Source organism: Jiangella muralis, from assembly GCF_001270745.1.
In the GTDB taxonomy this organism is placed as follows: domain Bacteria; phylum Actinomycetota; class Actinomycetes; order Jiangellales; family Jiangellaceae; genus Jiangella; species Jiangella muralis.
On sequence record NZ_KQ434753.1, the window covers coordinates 339880 to 354803 of the forward strand.

The 14924-nt window shown below is 73.4% G+C and carries 13 protein-coding genes; 2 read left to right on the forward strand and 11 right to left on the reverse strand.

Features of this window, described 5'->3' with window-relative positions:
- The 10 genes from ACW62_RS07255 to ACW62_RS07300 form a co-directional block, all read right to left on the reverse strand.
- Nucleotides 1-1626, reverse strand: coding sequence for an exo-alpha-sialidase (locus ACW62_RS07255; protein ID WP_053203406.1), 1626 nt, complete (start codon nt 1624-1626; stop codon nt 1-3).
- Between the two features lie 8 nt (nt 1627-1634).
- Nucleotides 1635-2549, reverse strand: a complete 915-nt coding sequence (locus ACW62_RS07260) for a dihydrodipicolinate synthase family protein (protein ID WP_053203407.1) — start codon at nt 2547-2549, stop codon at nt 1635-1637.
- Nucleotide 2550: 1 nt separating this feature from the next.
- Complete coding sequence (locus tag ACW62_RS07265) at nt 2551-4164, reverse strand: FAD-dependent oxidoreductase (RefSeq protein WP_053203408.1); 1614 nt, start codon at nt 4162-4164, stop codon at nt 2551-2553.
- Nucleotides 4161-6122, reverse strand: coding sequence for an MGH1-like glycoside hydrolase domain-containing protein (locus ACW62_RS07270; protein ID WP_053203409.1), 1962 nt, complete (start codon nt 6120-6122; stop codon nt 4161-4163). The genes ACW62_RS07265 and ACW62_RS07270 overlap by 4 nt, the downstream gene beginning before the upstream one ends.
- Complete coding sequence (locus ACW62_RS07275; protein WP_053203410.1) at nt 6119-6907, reverse strand: ABC transporter ATP-binding protein; 789 nt, start codon at nt 6905-6907, stop codon at nt 6119-6121. The genes ACW62_RS07270 and ACW62_RS07275 overlap by 4 nt, the downstream gene beginning before the upstream one ends.
- Nucleotides 6908-7118: 211 nt before the next feature.
- Nucleotides 7119-8138, reverse strand: coding sequence for an ABC transporter ATP-binding protein (locus ACW62_RS07280; RefSeq protein ID WP_205629185.1), 1020 nt, complete (start codon nt 8136-8138; stop codon nt 7119-7121).
- A complete protein-coding gene (locus ACW62_RS07285) occupies nt 8135-9676 on the reverse strand; it encodes an ABC transporter substrate-binding protein (RefSeq protein ID WP_053203412.1) in 1542 nt (513 codons plus the stop codon). The genes ACW62_RS07280 and ACW62_RS07285 overlap by 4 nt, the downstream gene beginning before the upstream one ends.
- 79 nt (nt 9677-9755) lie before the next feature.
- Nucleotides 9756-10631 carry an ABC transporter permease gene (locus ACW62_RS07290; protein WP_053203413.1) on the reverse strand — a complete coding sequence of 292 codons (876 nt, stop codon included), beginning with the start codon at nt 10629-10631 and terminating at the stop codon, nt 9756-9758.
- On the reverse strand, nt 10628-11557 hold the full coding sequence (locus tag ACW62_RS07295; RefSeq protein ID WP_053203414.1) for an ABC transporter permease: 930 nt from the start codon (nt 11555-11557) through the stop codon (nt 10628-10630). Before ACW62_RS07295 ends, ACW62_RS07290 begins: the two co-directional genes overlap by 4 nt.
- On the reverse strand, nt 11554-12630 hold the full coding sequence (locus ACW62_RS07300) for a LacI family DNA-binding transcriptional regulator (protein WP_083459384.1): 1077 nt from the start codon (nt 12628-12630) through the stop codon (nt 11554-11556). The genes ACW62_RS07295 and ACW62_RS07300 overlap by 4 nt, the downstream gene beginning before the upstream one ends.
- Before the next feature lie 206 nt (nt 12631-12836).
- Here ACW62_RS07300 and ACW62_RS07305 point away from each other — a divergent pair, with 206 nt between their 5' ends.
- The gene (locus ACW62_RS07305; protein WP_083459386.1) at nt 12837-13736 is read left to right on the forward strand and encodes a phytanoyl-CoA dioxygenase family protein; all 900 of its coding nucleotides are present in this window, start codon (nt 12837-12839) and stop codon (nt 13734-13736) included.
- On the forward strand, nt 13726-14622 hold the full coding sequence (locus ACW62_RS33855) for a helix-turn-helix transcriptional regulator (protein ID WP_053203415.1): 897 nt from the start codon (nt 13726-13728) through the stop codon (nt 14620-14622). Before ACW62_RS07305 ends, ACW62_RS33855 begins: the two co-directional genes overlap by 11 nt.
- On the opposite strand, the gene ACW62_RS07315 is transcribed toward ACW62_RS33855, so the two are convergent.
- A complete protein-coding gene (locus ACW62_RS07315; protein ID WP_205629186.1) occupies nt 14617-14841 on the reverse strand; it encodes a KTSC domain-containing protein in 225 nt (74 codons plus the stop codon). The genes ACW62_RS33855 and ACW62_RS07315 overlap by 6 nt on opposite strands.
- Nucleotides 14842-14924: the final 83 nt, after the last annotated feature.

A 14924-nucleotide genomic window follows, 5' to 3' on the forward strand; every position in this document is an offset into this window, starting at 1 on the left:
TCACGCGAGCACCAGCCCGAGGAGGTCGGGACTGAACCGGACGCCGCTGGAGTCGACCTGCTTGTCGACGACGGTGAAGCGGACGGTGTGCCGGCCGCGGCCGAGCGCGACCCGGCCCACCTGCTCGGTCCGGAACGCCCGCACCGACACCGTCGACGTGTCGATCGGGCCGCCCAGCCGGGTGCCGTCGACGTCGATGACGACGACGCCACCGTTCGCCTGGTGCCGGAACCGCGCGTACAGGTCGTACTGGCCGCCCCGGGTGATCTCGATGGTCGCTTCGAGGTACTGGCCGTAGTCGGTGGCCCGCACCTCGACGACGCTGCCGCCGCTGGCCGCCGGGTCCGCCGTCGGCACGACCGTGAGGCCGGGCGTCGCGGTCATCGGCAGCGACTCGACCTCGAACGACAGCCGCGTCGCCGGGCCGCGGCGGCCGGTGTCGGCGCCACCGGTCAGCCAGGCGAGGTCGAACGCCGCGAACACGATGTCGCGCGAGAAGCTGGTCGTCACGCCGGGAACGTGCTCGCGTCCGTACAGCACGCCGATCCGCCCGTCCGGCAGCGCGACGGTGTCCGAGTAGGACGCCGGCCCTTCGGTCAGCACGCGGCTGTACGGCCAGCTCATGCCCTCGTCGTAGGAGATCGAGACGGTCATGTTGCGCCGGGTCGGCGACTCGGTGCGGGAGAACACCAGCCGGCTGTCCTCCCGCGCGCCCAGCCCGGTGAGCCGGACGATGCCGGTGTCGATCGCGTTGACCGGCCGCGTCGAGGCATCCAGCACCGGCGGCGACCAGGTGGCGCCACGGTCGGCGCTGACGGAGACGATCCGCGGGTGCGTGCCACCGGACGCGTACCGGCCGAGCACCACCAGTGCGCCGTCCGGCCGCTCGATCAGCCGCGCCTCGTTCAGCGGGTACGCGCCGTCCAGCGGGACGCCGCCGCCGGCCTGCCAGCTGGCGCCGCCGTCGTCGCTGTGGATGACGGTGACGCCGTAGCGCCGCTCGGCGACCGGGAACGCGATGGCGCGGCGGTGCCAGACCTGCAGCACCAGGCGGCCGTCCGCGAGCTGGATCCCGTGGCCGGGGCCGGGCATGTGCAGCGTCTGCCCGTTCGGGTCGCCGTCGAACAGCCCGGTCAGGTCGGTCGGCTCCGACCAGGTCTCACCGTCGTCGTCGCTGGTCACGACGTACAGGCGCGAGCTGTCCGGGGAGCCGCCGGTGTTGCCGTCGTCGCGGAAGCACTCGGCGTGGAACAGGAAGATGCGCCCGGACTCGCGGTCGACCAGCGGCGTCGGGTTGATGAACGACTGGACGCCGTCGGAGCGGCGCACGTAGCGCAGCGGCTCCCACGTGCGGCCGCCGTCGCGGCTGCGGCGGACGGCGAGGTGGTGCGGGTCGGCGTCGTGCGGGGTGATGCGGGCCTCGGCGAAGGCAAGCACGGAGCCCGCCACCGTCGTCGTCAGGCCGAAGACGTGGAAGACGGACAGGCCGTCGTCGCCGGCCTGGAAGACCAGCGACTCCTGGAACTCGCCCTCGGCGGAGCCGGCGGCGGCGAACGACGGCGTGGCCGAGGCCAGCACACCGGCGGCGGCGGTGCCGAGGACGAGGGTGCGACGGCTGAGTTCCACGGTTCTCCTTAGCGAGGGGTGATCAGGTGGGCGTCGAGCGGACGGAGCAGGTCCAGCAGCGCGGCCCGCTCGGCCGGGGTGACCGGTACGAACGGCGCGGCGACGTGCGGCGGGCAGAGCCCGAGGGAATCGAGGACGGCCTTGACGGATGGGACGCCCGGCCGGACGGCGTGCATCGTGATCAGCTGGTCGACGATCTCCTGGGCGGCGTCGGCGTCGGCCACCCGGCCGGACCGGAACGCGTCGTACAGCTCGACGCTCGGCACCGGTGCGACGTTCGCGATGCCCGGCACGATGCCGTCGGCGCCCGCCTCCAGCCCGGCCACCAGCTGCCGCTCCGAGCCCTGGCTGACACCGACGCCGGCGCGGCGGCGGGCGGCGGCCACGATGTGGCCGAACAGCGCGAGGTCGCCGGAGCTGTCCTTGATGCCCACGACGTGCGTCATCGCCAGCACCTCGTCCAGCACCGCGGGTGTCATCGGCACGCTGTAGCTCGGCACGTTGTACGCGACCACCGGCACGCCGAGCCCGGCGAACGCGGCGAAGTGCGCGACCACCTCGTCGTCGCGATGCCGGAAGTAGATCGGCGGGCTGACGACGACGGCGTCGGGCTCGGCCAGGCGGACGGCGGCGGCCCGCTCCAGGGCCTCCGCGGTCCCGGCGGCCGTGACGTTGACCAGCACCGGGCCGTCGCCGGTCAGCTCACGCCAGCGGGCCGCGACCCCGGCCGCGAACTCCGGCATCGAGGCCTGCGTCAGCAGCGGCCCCTCGCCGTTGCTGCCGAACAGCATGAGGCTGCGCGCGCCGGCCTGGGCCAGCGCGTCGAGCAGGGCGTACGCCGCCGCGGCGGACGGCTCGCCGGGTGCGCTCATCGGCGTCACCAGCGGCACCATGACGCCGCTCAGGAGATTTCGGCCGTCCACGTCAGTACCCCTTGATCGTCGGCCAGGCCAGCTCGACGCCGTCGGCGGCCAGCTCGTCCTGGAAGGCGGCCAGCCGGTCGCCCTGCTCGTGCACCTGTCCCGGCTCCAGCCCGCCGGCCATGCAGTGCGCCGCCAGCGCGCCGGCCACCTCGCCGACGTTCCATTCCACCGGGTGCAGCCGGTAGCAGCCGTTGGTGATGTGCGTCGTGCCGATGTTCTTGCCGGCCGGCAGCAGGTTGCGCACCCGCTGCGGCAGCAGCGCGCCGAGCGGGATCTGGAACGGGCTGCTGGCGACGTCGATGTAGGTGTCGCCGCCGGTCGATGGGTGCAGGTCGATGCGGTACATGCCGACGCCGACGGAGTCCCGGTACTCGACCGCACCGGCGTCGCCGCGCACGGCCAGCGACAGGTCCTGCTCGACAACGCGCCGCCGGGACAGGATGCGCCGTGACTCGCGGATGTACGGCGCCTTCGCCAGCCCGTCGGTCGTGCCCATGACGTCGCCGCGCAGCCGCAGCCCGGGCCAGCCGGTGCCGCCGTCGGGCCGCGGCGCCTCGGTCTGCAGCCAGTACAGCATCGACATGGACAGCTCGCGGGCGCCGGCGAGGTGCTTGTCGCGCTCCTCGTCGCTGACGCCGATCAGCGGGCCGGGCAGGTAGTCGATCATCGGCCAGTTGACGACGGTGACGTCGCTGTCGGCGAACCCGGGCCGGAACACCGACCGCGAGACGATGCGCCGGAACGCCCACAGCTCGCGGTCGCCGGGGTCCTTGGACTGGTCGGCCACGACCGGGCCGGTGTCGCCGTTGGGCAGGAACGCCCGCTCGAACGGCTCGAGCGTGCGCGGGTCCGGCGCACGCAGGCTGATCAGCGGGTTCGGCCACTTCGGCGGCTGGTACTCGCGCCAGGCGGCGTACCCGGCCGGACGGTCGACGGTGTGGTCCTCGCCGGCGCGGTGGTCGACCGCGAACACCCACGAGAACGCCTGCATGTTGTCCGGCTGCGCCTCGTCCGGCGCACTCGGCTCGCCGGTGTCGTGCCGCGACTCGAACCCGGTGACGTGCTCGGTGCCGGTGAGCGGCAGCAGGTCGCCCAGCTCGGTCGCGTCCAGGACGTACGGGGCGCGCACCTCCAGCCGGTCGCCGTCGGGGCCCTCGACCACGACGGCGGTGACGCGGTCGCCGTCGACGGAGGCGGCCACCGGGCGGTGCCGGTACAGGACGCGCAGCCGGCCGGCCGCGATCCACGGCGCCACCATCGCCTCGAGCACGGCGGCGCCGGCCCGCGGCTCGTGACAGAGGCGGCTCACCCGGCCCTGGCCGGGGTTGAGGTCGCGCGCGTCGCGGGCCCAGTCGGCCAGCGGGTACCAGGTGCGGTAGTAGGCGCGGATGTTCTCGCGCAGCTCGCGGTAGCTGCGGGTGCTGCCGAACCGCTCGATCCAGGTGTGCTCGTCCGGCGGGACGCCCTGGCTGGTCAGCTGGCCGCCGATCCAGTCGGTCTCCTCGGTGAGCAGGACGGACCTGCCTCGCCGCAGCGCCGCGAGGGCCGCGGCGACGCCGCCGAGCCCACCGCCCACCACGAGGATGTCGGTCGTCGTTGCCGTCTCACTGCTCACGCGGGTGTTCCCTCTCTGACGAACTGGACGTGCCGGGTGCCGCCGTCGACGGTGACGGCTTGCGGCTCGCCTTCGATGCACACATCACCCGTGCCGGTGACGGTCGCGCTGACCTCGTCTGACGTGCGCCGGTACGCGGTGACGACGACGCCCGGCGCGGCGTCGACCAGCACGGCGCCGTCGAGCGTGACGACCAGCCGGTCGCCCGCCGTCACCGTCAGCCGGCCGTCGCCGAGCGGCAGGTTGCGCAGCTCGGCCGGCCGGCCCGGGTGGGCGAAGCGCCAGCCGTCCGCCCGGGCCTCGGCCAGCTCGCCGAACGCGAGGTGGGCCAGCAGCCCGCCCCACGCCATCAGCCCGTCCGAGCGCTGCTGGAACCCGGTGAGGTCCTCGCCGTCGAAGGCCGGGTAGTTCTCCCGAACCGCGCTGTGCGTCTCCCACTCGGCGAGGAACAGCTCCAGCAGCGCGCCGGACACCGCCCGGCTGTGGTCGCGCAGGTCGTAGCGGCGCAGCCCCTGGACCGCGAGGTAGGCCATCGGCGCCCAGATGCGGCCGCGCCAGTAGGTGGCGGCGAAGCCGGTGTCGTTACGGGCGACGCTGGGCAGCGGCCGGTCGCCGCCGAGCACGTCCGGCGCGAGCAGCGCGTCGGCGATCTCCGCCGCCACCTCCGGCGACGGGAAGCCGCCGAGCAGCGGGTAGAGCAGCGTCGGCGAGACGTGCGGGTCGTGCGTGCCGTCGGCGCGGACGTTGCGGTAGCCCTGTGCGTCGTCGTCCCAGAACAGCGTCGCCGCGGTGGCCCGGTCATGCTCGGCCTCGGCGGTCAGCCGGGTGGCGGTGGCGTCGTCGCCGAGGATCGTGGCGATGGTGGCCAGCGCCTCGGCATCGGCGACGTGCAGTGCGTTGAGGCCGGCGTCGGCGAGGTCCATCGTGTGCGTCGCCGGGTCGTAGGTCGCCTCGTCGTACATCGGCGAGTCGTCCAGTCCGGACTCGCGCTTGGTGCGGTCCAGCGTGGCCGACTCCGGATCGCCGTCGATCGGGTCGGATCCCCAGGTGAGCACGCCGTGTGGGCCGCGTCGGTGTGCGGGCCACCAGTCGTGCCAGGCCAGCAGGCCGGGGAAGGTCTCGTCGAGCAGGCGCCGGTCGCGGGTGTCGTCGGACAGCCCGCCGGCGAGGTACGCCGACAGGACGGTCATGGCGCCGACCGGCGGCTGCGACCGGTCCCAGGTGGTGCCGCGCTCGTCGCTGACCCGGTTCGGGATCATCCCGGCGGCGTCGGCGAACGGCAGGATCTGGCCCAGGATGCCGCGGGCGTAGTCGCGGTCGACGACGCTCGCGACCAGCCCGGTGAAGAAGGTGTCCCACGCGTGCAGCGCCCAGCTGCCGTAGAACCCCTGCCGCTCGACGCTGACGAAGTCGCGCGACGTCGGGGTGAGGACGCGGTCGAGGTCCGGCACGTGGATGGTGTTCCAGCTGACGGCGCGGGTGAGCGCATCGGCGGCGGTCCCGTACCAGCCGGCCGACCGGGGCCGGACGGCGTCGGCGGCGGCCCGGTGCTCCTCGACGACGGCGCTGGTGTCCCGCACCGTCGCCGCCGAGGCGAGCGGCGCGATGAGGAAGTCGTCGCCGTCCCGCTCCAGCCGCCAGCCGCTCTCGTCCGGCCAGTCGACGACGACGGTCCCCTCGGATTCGGCCCGCACGTGCAGCTCGTCGCCGGGGCCGCCGGCCATGACCAGCCGCAGCTCGACGCCGTCGACCTCGACCGTGACCTCGGCGAACGAGCCGTCGACGGTGTGGTGGCCGAGCCGGACCAGGCCGTGCCGCCAGGTGAAGCCGTCAAGCACGGCAGTCCCGCCGGCGTCGAGCAGGCCGAACCGGACCCGCAGCCCGGACGGCAGGTGCGTCATGCCGGTGTGGGTGCGGACGTCCCAGGTGTTCCAGCCTCGGGGTTCGGGGACGGTCATGCCGTCACCGCCGGGCCGGCGTCGTCGAGGTCGAGGGCGGCGTCGAGCAGCGCGCGGGTGTACTCGTGCTTCGGCGCCGCCAGCACCTCGGTGGCCGGGCCCTCCTCGACGATCTGGCCGCTGCGCATGACGGCGACGCGGTCGGCGATCTGGTGCACGACGCCGAGGTCGTGCGAGATGAACAGCATGGCCAGGTGGTGGGTGCGGCGCAGGTCGACCAGCAGCCGCAGGATCTGTGCCTGCACGCTCACGTCCAGCGCCGACACCGCCTCGTCGCAGACCAGCAGCCGCGGCCGCACGGCCAGCGCGCGGGCGATGCTGACCCGCTGGCACTGCCCGCCGGACAGGTCGCCGGGCCGCCGGTCGGCGACGTCGGCGTCCATACCGACGTCGGCGAGCAGCGCGTGCAGCGCCGCGGTCCGGTCGCCGTCCGGTGCGGTGGACGGGTGGGTGCGCCACGCCTCGCCGATGATCGCGGCGATGCTCATCCGCGGGTTCAGCGACGACCGCGGGTCCTGGAACACCATCTGCACGGCCCGCTGCAGCTCCGCCGGGCGGCGCCCGACCCGCTCCAGCGGCCGGCCCTCGAACGTGACGGTGCCGGCGTCGGGCCGCTGCAGGCCGGCGACGCAGCGCGCGACGGTGGTCTTGCCCGATCCCGACTCGCCGACCAGCCCGACCGTCTCCTCGGCGCCGACATCCAGGCTGACGCCGTCGACGGCCACGAACGGGTCGCGCCGCCGGCCGAACGTCACCCTCAGGTCGCGGATCTCCAGCAACGTCACGACAGCACCCCCTCGGCTGCGAGCCGACGATCAGGTGACGAACTAGTCTGTTCCGCCGCGTCTTCGTCACCTGATCGTTTCCGGTCCACATGCTGGAGATGATCAGGTGACCAAACGCCCACCGCTGCCGGGCTCCACGTCACCTGATCGTTCCCGAGAAGATGATCAGGTGACACAGCGGCGATCAGGGATCGGTCTCGCGCCGGACGGTTCACGGGGCGAGCACCTCCTCGGCGAAGTGGCAGGCGGCGGCGCGGCCGGGGGCGACCTCGCGGACGGCGGGCACCTCGGTGCGGCAGCGGTCGCGGGCGATCGGGCAGCGCGGGTGGAACGGGCAGCCGGCCGGGCGGTTCGCCGGGGTGGCCGGCGCGCCGGGCAGCGGGTCGGCCAGCGCGGTCTTCGTCCGGACCGCCGGCACACTGCGGACCAGCGCCTTCGTGTACGGGTGGGCCGGGCGGCGCAGCACGACGGGCGCCGGGCCGCGCTCGGCCACCCGCCCGGCGTACATGACGACGACCTCCGAGGCGACGTTCGCGACCACCCGCAGGTCGTGGCTGACCAGCAGCACCGACAGCCCCTCGTCCTGCTGGATCGTCTGGAGCAGCGTCAGGATCCGGGCCTGGACGGTGACGTCGAGCGCCGTCGTCGGCTCGTCGGCCAGCAGCAGCGACGGGCTGCCGGCCAGCGCCAGCGCGATCATCGCCCGTTGCCGCAGGCCGCCGGAGAACTCGTGCGGGTAGCGGTTCGCCCGCTCGGCCGGGTCCGGCACGCCGGCGCGGTCCAGCAGCTCGACCACCCGCCGGCGCACCTCGGCCCGGCCGACGCCGTCGCGGCGCAGGATCTCGCCGACCTGGCGGCCGATCCGCTGCGTCGGGTTCAGCGCGGCCAGCGGGTCCTGGAAGATCATCGAGATCTCGTGGCCGCGGGCCTTCCGGCGGCGGGCGCCGTCGGCGTGCAGCAGGTCCTCGCCCCGCCACAGCAGCCGCCCGCCGGTGCGGGCGCCGTCCGGGAGCAGCCCGATGATCGCGTTGGCGGTCATCGTCTTGCCGCTGCCGGACTCCCCGATCAGGCCGACCGTGGTGCCGGCCGGCACGTCGAACGACACGCCGTCGACCACCCTGACGTCGCCCCGCGTCCCCGGCAGGTCGACGGTCAGCCCGTCGACCTGCAGCAACGCCTCGTGCTGGGCCACTGGGGCGCCGCCGGTTCGCGCCGTCCGCACGTCGCTCACGAGCCCGAGACCGTCACCTTCGAGAAGTCGGGCAGGCCGCTCGGGTCGGGGGTGAAGCCGTCGAGGTCGCTGTTCCAGGCGTAGGCCAGGCTGACCGCCATCGGGTACATGCCGACCGCGTCGCGCCAGATGATCTCGCTGGCCTGGCCATACAGGTCGGTCCGCTCGGCCTCGTCGCTGGTGGCGCTGGCGGCGGCGAGCAGGGCGTCCAGCTCCGGGTTGCAGTAGCCGTTGCGGCCGGCCGCGCAGGTGTAGAGGCGGCCGAGGTTGCTGGCCGCGTCGTACGTCGGGGTGGCCAGCTGCTGGAAGTTGACGTCCCAGTTCAGCGCCAGCAGGTCCTCGGTGAAGACGGCCTGCTCCTTCTCCAGCGGCTCGACGGTGACGCCGATCTCGGCGAGGTCGGACACGACGGCCTGGATGAACGGGCGGAACTCGGCGTTGGCGAACTGCAGCCGCAGCGTCTGCGAGAAGTCGAAGCCGGCCGCCGTCAGCGCCGCCTGGGCCGCCTCGGGGTCGAAGCCGACCGGCTCCTGCGGCGAGTGGCCCAGCACCAGCGGCGACACCGGCGCGTCGGCCAGCTCACCGGTCTCCGGGTAGAGCGTGGAGATGATCGTCTCGAAGTCGACCGCCTGCCACAGCGCCCGCCGCACCTCCGGCGTCGTCAGCGCCGGGATCGACGAGTTGAACCACATCGTGTACACGGCGGTGCTCTGCACGGTCTCGACGGTCAGCGTGTCCTCGCCCTGCAGCGCGCCGAGCTGGTCGTCCGGGATGCCCCAGACGACGTCGACCTCGCCGGTGCGCAGCGCGGTCAGGCGCGCCGACAGCTCCGGGATGTTCCGGACGGTGACGGTGTCGACCTGCGGCACGTCGCCCCAGTAGCTCTCGTTCGGCGCCAGCTCGAGCGAGTCGCCCGGGGTGAACGCGCCGACGGTGAACGGGCCGGAGCCGACCGGCGCGGTGAAGAACGCGGTGTCGTCGGGCGCGACGCCGGCCGGGATGACGTAGAAGATCAGCAGCTTGCCCGGGACGGCGGCGTCGGGCACCGGCGACGTGATGGTCACCTCGGTGTCCGACGCGGAGGTCATCGTGTACTCGGGGAAGTTGCCGGCGTTGGGGCCGTCCAGCGCGATCATCCGGTCGAACGACGCCACGACGTCCTCGGCCGTCACCGGCTCGCCGTCGCTGAACGTGGCGTCGTCGCGCAGGGTGAACGTCCACTGCGTGACATCGGCGTTCGCCGTCCACTCCGCGGCGAGGTCGCCGACCAGCGAGCCGTCGGCGGACGGGCGGACCAGCCGGCTAAAGATCGCCTGGCCGGCGAACTGGGTGCCGGTCGAGGCGCCCTGGGCGCCGTGCGGATCGAGGCTCTCGATCGGGTACGTGCCGGCCGCGACGATGTCGCCGCCGGTCGCCTCGCCGGAGTCACCGGCGTCGGCGGTGTCGTCACCGCCGGACGTCGTCGAACACGCCGCGAGCAGCAGCGCGGCGGCCGCGGCGACGGTCGTCGCGAGGCGGCGGCCCCTGAATCGGGTCATGGGATGGCTCCTTTGTCGCTGGTCTTCTATTCGCTTGTGGGACTTGGCGCCGCTTGGGACCTCGCGGTCGGCTTCAGGGTTACGCGTCGCGGCGGCCGCGCCCGTACCGGGCGGTCAGCTGGTCGCCGAGGATCCCGACGTTGATGATCAGCAGCGACAGCGCGATGCCGGGGAGGGTGGAGATCCACCACGCCGTCTCGAGATAGGCCTTGCCGTTCGCGATGGTCTGCCCCCACGACACCGTCGATGAGGGCAGCCCGATGCCGAGGAAGCTCAGGCCCGCCTCGGCCAGCACGACCAGCGCGAACTCCAGCGTCGCCAGCGCCACGATCGGGCCGGCGGTGAACGGGAGGATGTGCCGCCAGAGGATCGAGCGCTGCGGCACGCCGAGCACCCGGGCCGCGTCGACCCAGGCCCGTTCCCGCAGTGACAGGGCCACGCTGCGGGTGACCCGGGCGAACGAGATCCACGCGGTGGCCGACAGCGCGACCACCACCAGCAGGACGCTGCGCTGGAACGCCCCGGCGATGACGATGGCCAGCAGGATCGCGGGGAACGCCAGCAGCACGTCGAAGATGCGGGCGAGGACGGCGTCCAGCCAGCCGCGCGCGTACCCGGCGACGGCGCCGAGCAGCAGCCCGACGACGCTGGCCACACCCACCGTCGCGACGCCGATGAGCACCGACGTGCGGGCGCCGTAGACGATCTGGGCCAGCACGTCGCGGCCGAGGTCGTCGGTGCCGAGCCAGGCGGTGCCGCCGTCGGCCGTCGTCGACCCCGGCGACAGCAACCGATCCTCCAGCGGCGTGTGCACCGGGTCGTAGTCGAGCAGCAGCGGGCCGACCAGCCCGACCAGCACGTACAGGCCGATGACGACGTACGGTACCTTCCCCAGCCAGCCGCCGCGGCGGCGCCGGGTGGCCAGCGGCGTGTCCAGGGTGACGGCGGCGGTCACGACGCCCCCTCCATGCGGATGCGCGGATCGAGCTGGGTGTACAGCAGGTCCGCGACGAGGTTGAGCACCATGACGATGCCGGCGATCAGCAGCGTCACGGCCTGGACGACGGCGTAGTCGCGGTTGGCGACGGCGTCGACCACGAGTGATCCGAGACCGGGCCAGGCGAACACGTTCTCGACGATGACGGCGCCGCCCATCAGCGCGCCCATCTGCAGGCCGACCACCGTCACGACCGGGATCAGCGAGTTGCGCAGCGCGTGGCCGAGCAGCACCTGCGGCTCCGTCAGCCCCTTGGACCGCGCGGTCTGCACGTACGGCTCGCGCATCGACTCGGCGACGGAACTGCGGGTCAGCCGGGCGACGATCGCCGTGAACGGCAGCGCCAGCGTGATGGCGGGCAGCACCATGTGCTGCGGCGTGCCGACCCCGGCGCTGGGCAGCAGCCGCAACCCGAGCGCGAACACCAGGATCAGCATGATGCCGACCCAGAACGTCGGGAACGACTGCAGCGCGATGGTGGCCGCCGACACGACACGGTCGACCACGCCGCCCGGCCGGCCGCCGGCCACCAGGCCGAGCGTCAGGCCGACGACGACGGCGATGGCGGTGGCCGCCAGCGTCAGCTCGATGGTGGCCGGGAGCCGGTCGAACACCGCCTCCATCGCCGGCCGGCCGAGCCGGTGCGAGTCGCCGAAGTCGAGCCGGACCGCGTCGCCGAGGAAGCTCAGGTACTGCGCGAACATCGGCCGGTCCAGGCCGAGCGTCTCGTGCAGCCGGGCGATCTGCTCCGGGTCGGCGTCCGGCCCGAGCATGACGGTGGCGGGGTCGCCCGGCGCGACGCGGACGATGACGAAGATCAGCGAGGCGGCGCCCCACATGACGAACACGCCGATGAGCAGCCGGCGGAGGACGACCCGGATCATGGCCGCCCGCCTCGGGGCGCCGGGCCGATGGAGTCGCCGGGGACGAACGTGCACGGGATGGTGAGCTGCCGCGCGGCCGGCTGCGCCTCGCCGAGCAGGCCGACCAGCATGCCCACGGCGGCCCGGCCCATGTCGGCGCGGGGCAGCGAGAAGCGCGTCCAGTCGCGCAGCTCCGGCGTCCACGACGGCGGTTCACCGAGCAGCGCGATGGAGCAGTCCTCCGGGAACCGCACCCGCTCGCTGTCGGTCATCGCCGTCAGCGCGTCGACCAGCCGGTTGTCCTCGGTCGGCTCGACCAGGATCGCGGTGACGCCGTAGTTGCCGATCCAGTGCAGGACGTGCTCGGCGGACAGGTCGGCGGGGTCGGCCAGGCCCTGGATCAGCCGCTCGTCCACCTCGAGGCCGGCCGCGGCCAGGCCCTTGCGGTAGCCCTGCTCGCGGTCGCGGGTCGGCTCGGTGTCCTCGATGGCGCGCAGGTAGAGGATGCGCCGGTGCCCCTGCCGGTGCAGTTCGGCGACCATCGCGCTGGTGGCGGCGACATAGTCGGCCCCGACGTAGCTGACCTCGCCGTCGTCGACCTCGCGGCGGCCGATGAAGACGAACGGGAAGTCCTCCTGGACCAGCGCGTTCAGCTCTTCGCGGCGGACGTTGCGACCCAGCAGGACGCAGCCGTCGGCGAGCTTGAGCCGGTTCGCGCCGCCGGCGTAGATGGACCGGTCGGCCGCCGAGCTGACCGAGCTGAACAGCAGCAGGTCGTAGCCCTGGGCCGCAGTCTCCTCCTCGACGCCGAGCAGGAACGGGTAGTAGAAGTCGCGCTGGTCGGTCGGGAACACCGGCTCGAACGTGTACAGCCCGAGCAGGTGGTTGCGGCCACCCTTGAGGCTGCGCGCCGCCACGTTGGCCGAGTAGCCCAGCTCGGCGGCCGCGGCGAGCACGGCCTGCCGCGTCGACTCGGCGATCTGGTCGCTGGCCGCGCCGCCGCTGATGACCAGCGAGACGGTGGCCTGCGAGACGCCGGCGTGGCGGGCGATGTCGACCTGCGTCGGCCGGCGTCGTCGCCCCTGGGGTGGCACGTTCGGATCTCCACTTCATACGTATTAGGGATCGTGTCGCCGACATTACGCGTACCTTTCGCGAACCGTCAAGGCGTAGTGCTCGCCGGCTTAGCGTGACAGGATTCGCCATCAGGCAGCGCGGTGGAGCCATGGCCCGGACGACGTGCACGACGGCACGATGCGAGGGTCCGACCGCCGTCCACGCCGATACACCGGAGGCCCTCATGACCCTCACGCCCGCCGCACCCGCCGCGCCGTCCGCCGTCGACGTCTCCACGCCAGGTGTCCTGGAGGAACGCTTCGACCAGGACGGATTCGTCATCCTGAAGGATGCGCTGAGCCGCGCCGAGCTGGACGCGCTGCTCGCCGAGACGGCCCGGATCTGCCGTGGCGAGCTCGGTTCGATCGAGGGCGCCCTCGCGTCGTCCCCGGACGAGACCGACGACGAGGTGATCCGCCGGTTCCTCTGCGTCCACTACCCGCACAAGCTGTCGTCGCTGATGCTCGACACGATGCGCCATCCCGTCATCGTCGACAGCCTCACCCGGATCATCGGGCCGAACGTCAAGGCGATGCAGTCGATGCTGTTCGTCAAGGCCGAAGGGAAGCCCGGCCAGGCGTGGCACCAGGACGAGATGTTCATCCCTACGCGCGACCGCTCGCTCACCGCCGCGTGGATCGCGCTCGACGACGCCACCGTCGAGAACGGCTGCCTCTGGGTGCTGCCCGGCTCGCACCGCGGCGGCGTCATCTACCCCAACCGCGAGCACGACGACCCGCGCTACGACTGCACCGTCGAGTCCTTCGACTTCCCCTGGACCGACGACGACGCCGTGCCGGTCGAGCTGACCGCCGGGTCGGTGCTGCTGTTCAACGGCTACCTGCTGCACAAGTCGCTGCCGAACAGCGGGCGGCACGGCTACCGGCGCGCGCTGGCCAACCACTACATGAGCGCGGAGTCGCTGCTGCCGTGGGCGCTGCCGCACGAGGGCCAGAGCATGGCGCAGGCCGACTTCCGCGACGTCGTCCTCGTCGCCGGCCGCGACCCGTACGCCTACAAGGGCACCGAGCAGCTGCGGCAGCCGCGGATCCGGCCCGACCGCGACGGTGGCTGTGACCGCTGAGGGCGCGTTCTCCGGCGGGTTCGAGGTCGGGCTGGTGCCCCGCCTCGGGCCCGCCGTCGCCGACTACCCGCCGGGCTCCACCTTCGGCCCACGCGACGCGCGCACCTACGAGTTCGTCTGGCTGCTGTCCGGCAGCGCGACCTGGCACTGGGACGACCTCACGGTGCCGCTGGCGCCGGGGACACTGCTGCTGGTGCGGCCGGGGATGCGCGACTCGTTCCACTGGGATCCGCGGCGGCCGACGCGGCACGCGTACGTGCACTTCACGCTGGCCGGGCCTGGCGGGCAGGGCGGCGCGGCCTGGCCGATCCTGCGAGACCTCGGCGGGCGGCCGGACCCGATGGGCGCGCTGTGCCACTACCTGCTCTGGCTCGGCACCGGCCGTCCGCCGGGCTGGCGCGAGCAGGCCGCCGAGACGCTGCGGCTGCTGGTGCTGACGTTCCGCGCGCCGCCCGCAGCCTCGGGCGACGCGGCCGGCGGGCTGCCCGAGCCGGTCGTCGCCGCGATGTCCGCCGTCCGCTCCGCCTGGTCCGACGGCGTCGCCCGGCCGGTCGGCCTGGACCGGCTGGCGGCGGCCGCCGGGGTGTCGGTGTCGACGCTGTGCCGGGCGTTCCAGCGCCGGTTCGGGCTCGGGCCGGTGGCCGCGCTGGAGCGGCTGCGGCTGGCCCGGGCCGAGCCGCTGCTGTGGATGAGCAACCTGTCGCTGCAGGCCATCGCGGTGCAGTGCGGCTTCGCCGACGCCTACCACTTCTCCCGCCGCTTCCGCGCCGTCTACGGCGTCGCGCCGAGCGCCTTCCGGCCCCCCCCGCCGCAGGCCGCTCCCCCGTCCCCGCTGGCCGTCGCAGGGCTGGCCGCGCTGGAGCCGCTGACCCCGTCGCCGCTATAGCTCGACCTGTACGGCTTCGTAGTGCGGCTTGATCTCCTCGTTGAGGTAGGCGCCCATGCTGTCGGCCGCGAACATCGCCTCGACGTCCAGGGGTTCGACGTCGAGGTAGCGGTAGACCGCGCCGGACTCGAACTCGACCTCGAGCGTCCACGTCTGCGGGTCGTAGCCGACGGAACGCAGCGCGGACGACGAGACCGGCCAGCGTCTGATCATGCCCATCGGTGTCGATGGTCGGCGCTGGGCCCGGGCCGGTCAAGGGTGGCGCCCCAAATACGTTGTCGCAGGGCGCCGACGAGGCTAGG

Excerpts from the sequence above, each read along its gene's own strand:
- ACW62_RS07270 (WP_053203409.1), bottom strand. The coding sequence starts at position 6,122 with ATGACCGTCCCCGAACCCCGAGGCTGGAACACCTGGGACGTCCGCACC.
- ACW62_RS07285 (WP_053203412.1), bottom strand. The coding sequence starts at position 9,676 with ATGACCCGATTCAGGGGCCGCCGCCTCGCGACGACCGTCGCCGCGGCC.
- ACW62_RS07295 (WP_053203414.1), bottom strand. The coding sequence starts at position 11,557 with ATGATCCGGGTCGTCCTCCGCCGGCTGCTCATCGGCGTGTTCGTCATG.
- ACW62_RS07305 (WP_083459386.1), top strand. The coding sequence starts at position 12,837 with ATGACCCTCACGCCCGCCGCACCCGCCGCGCCGTCCGCCGTCGACGTC.
- ACW62_RS07315 (WP_205629186.1), bottom strand. The coding sequence starts at position 14,841 with ATGGGCATGATCAGACGCTGGCCGGTCTCGTCGTCCGCGCTGCGTTCC.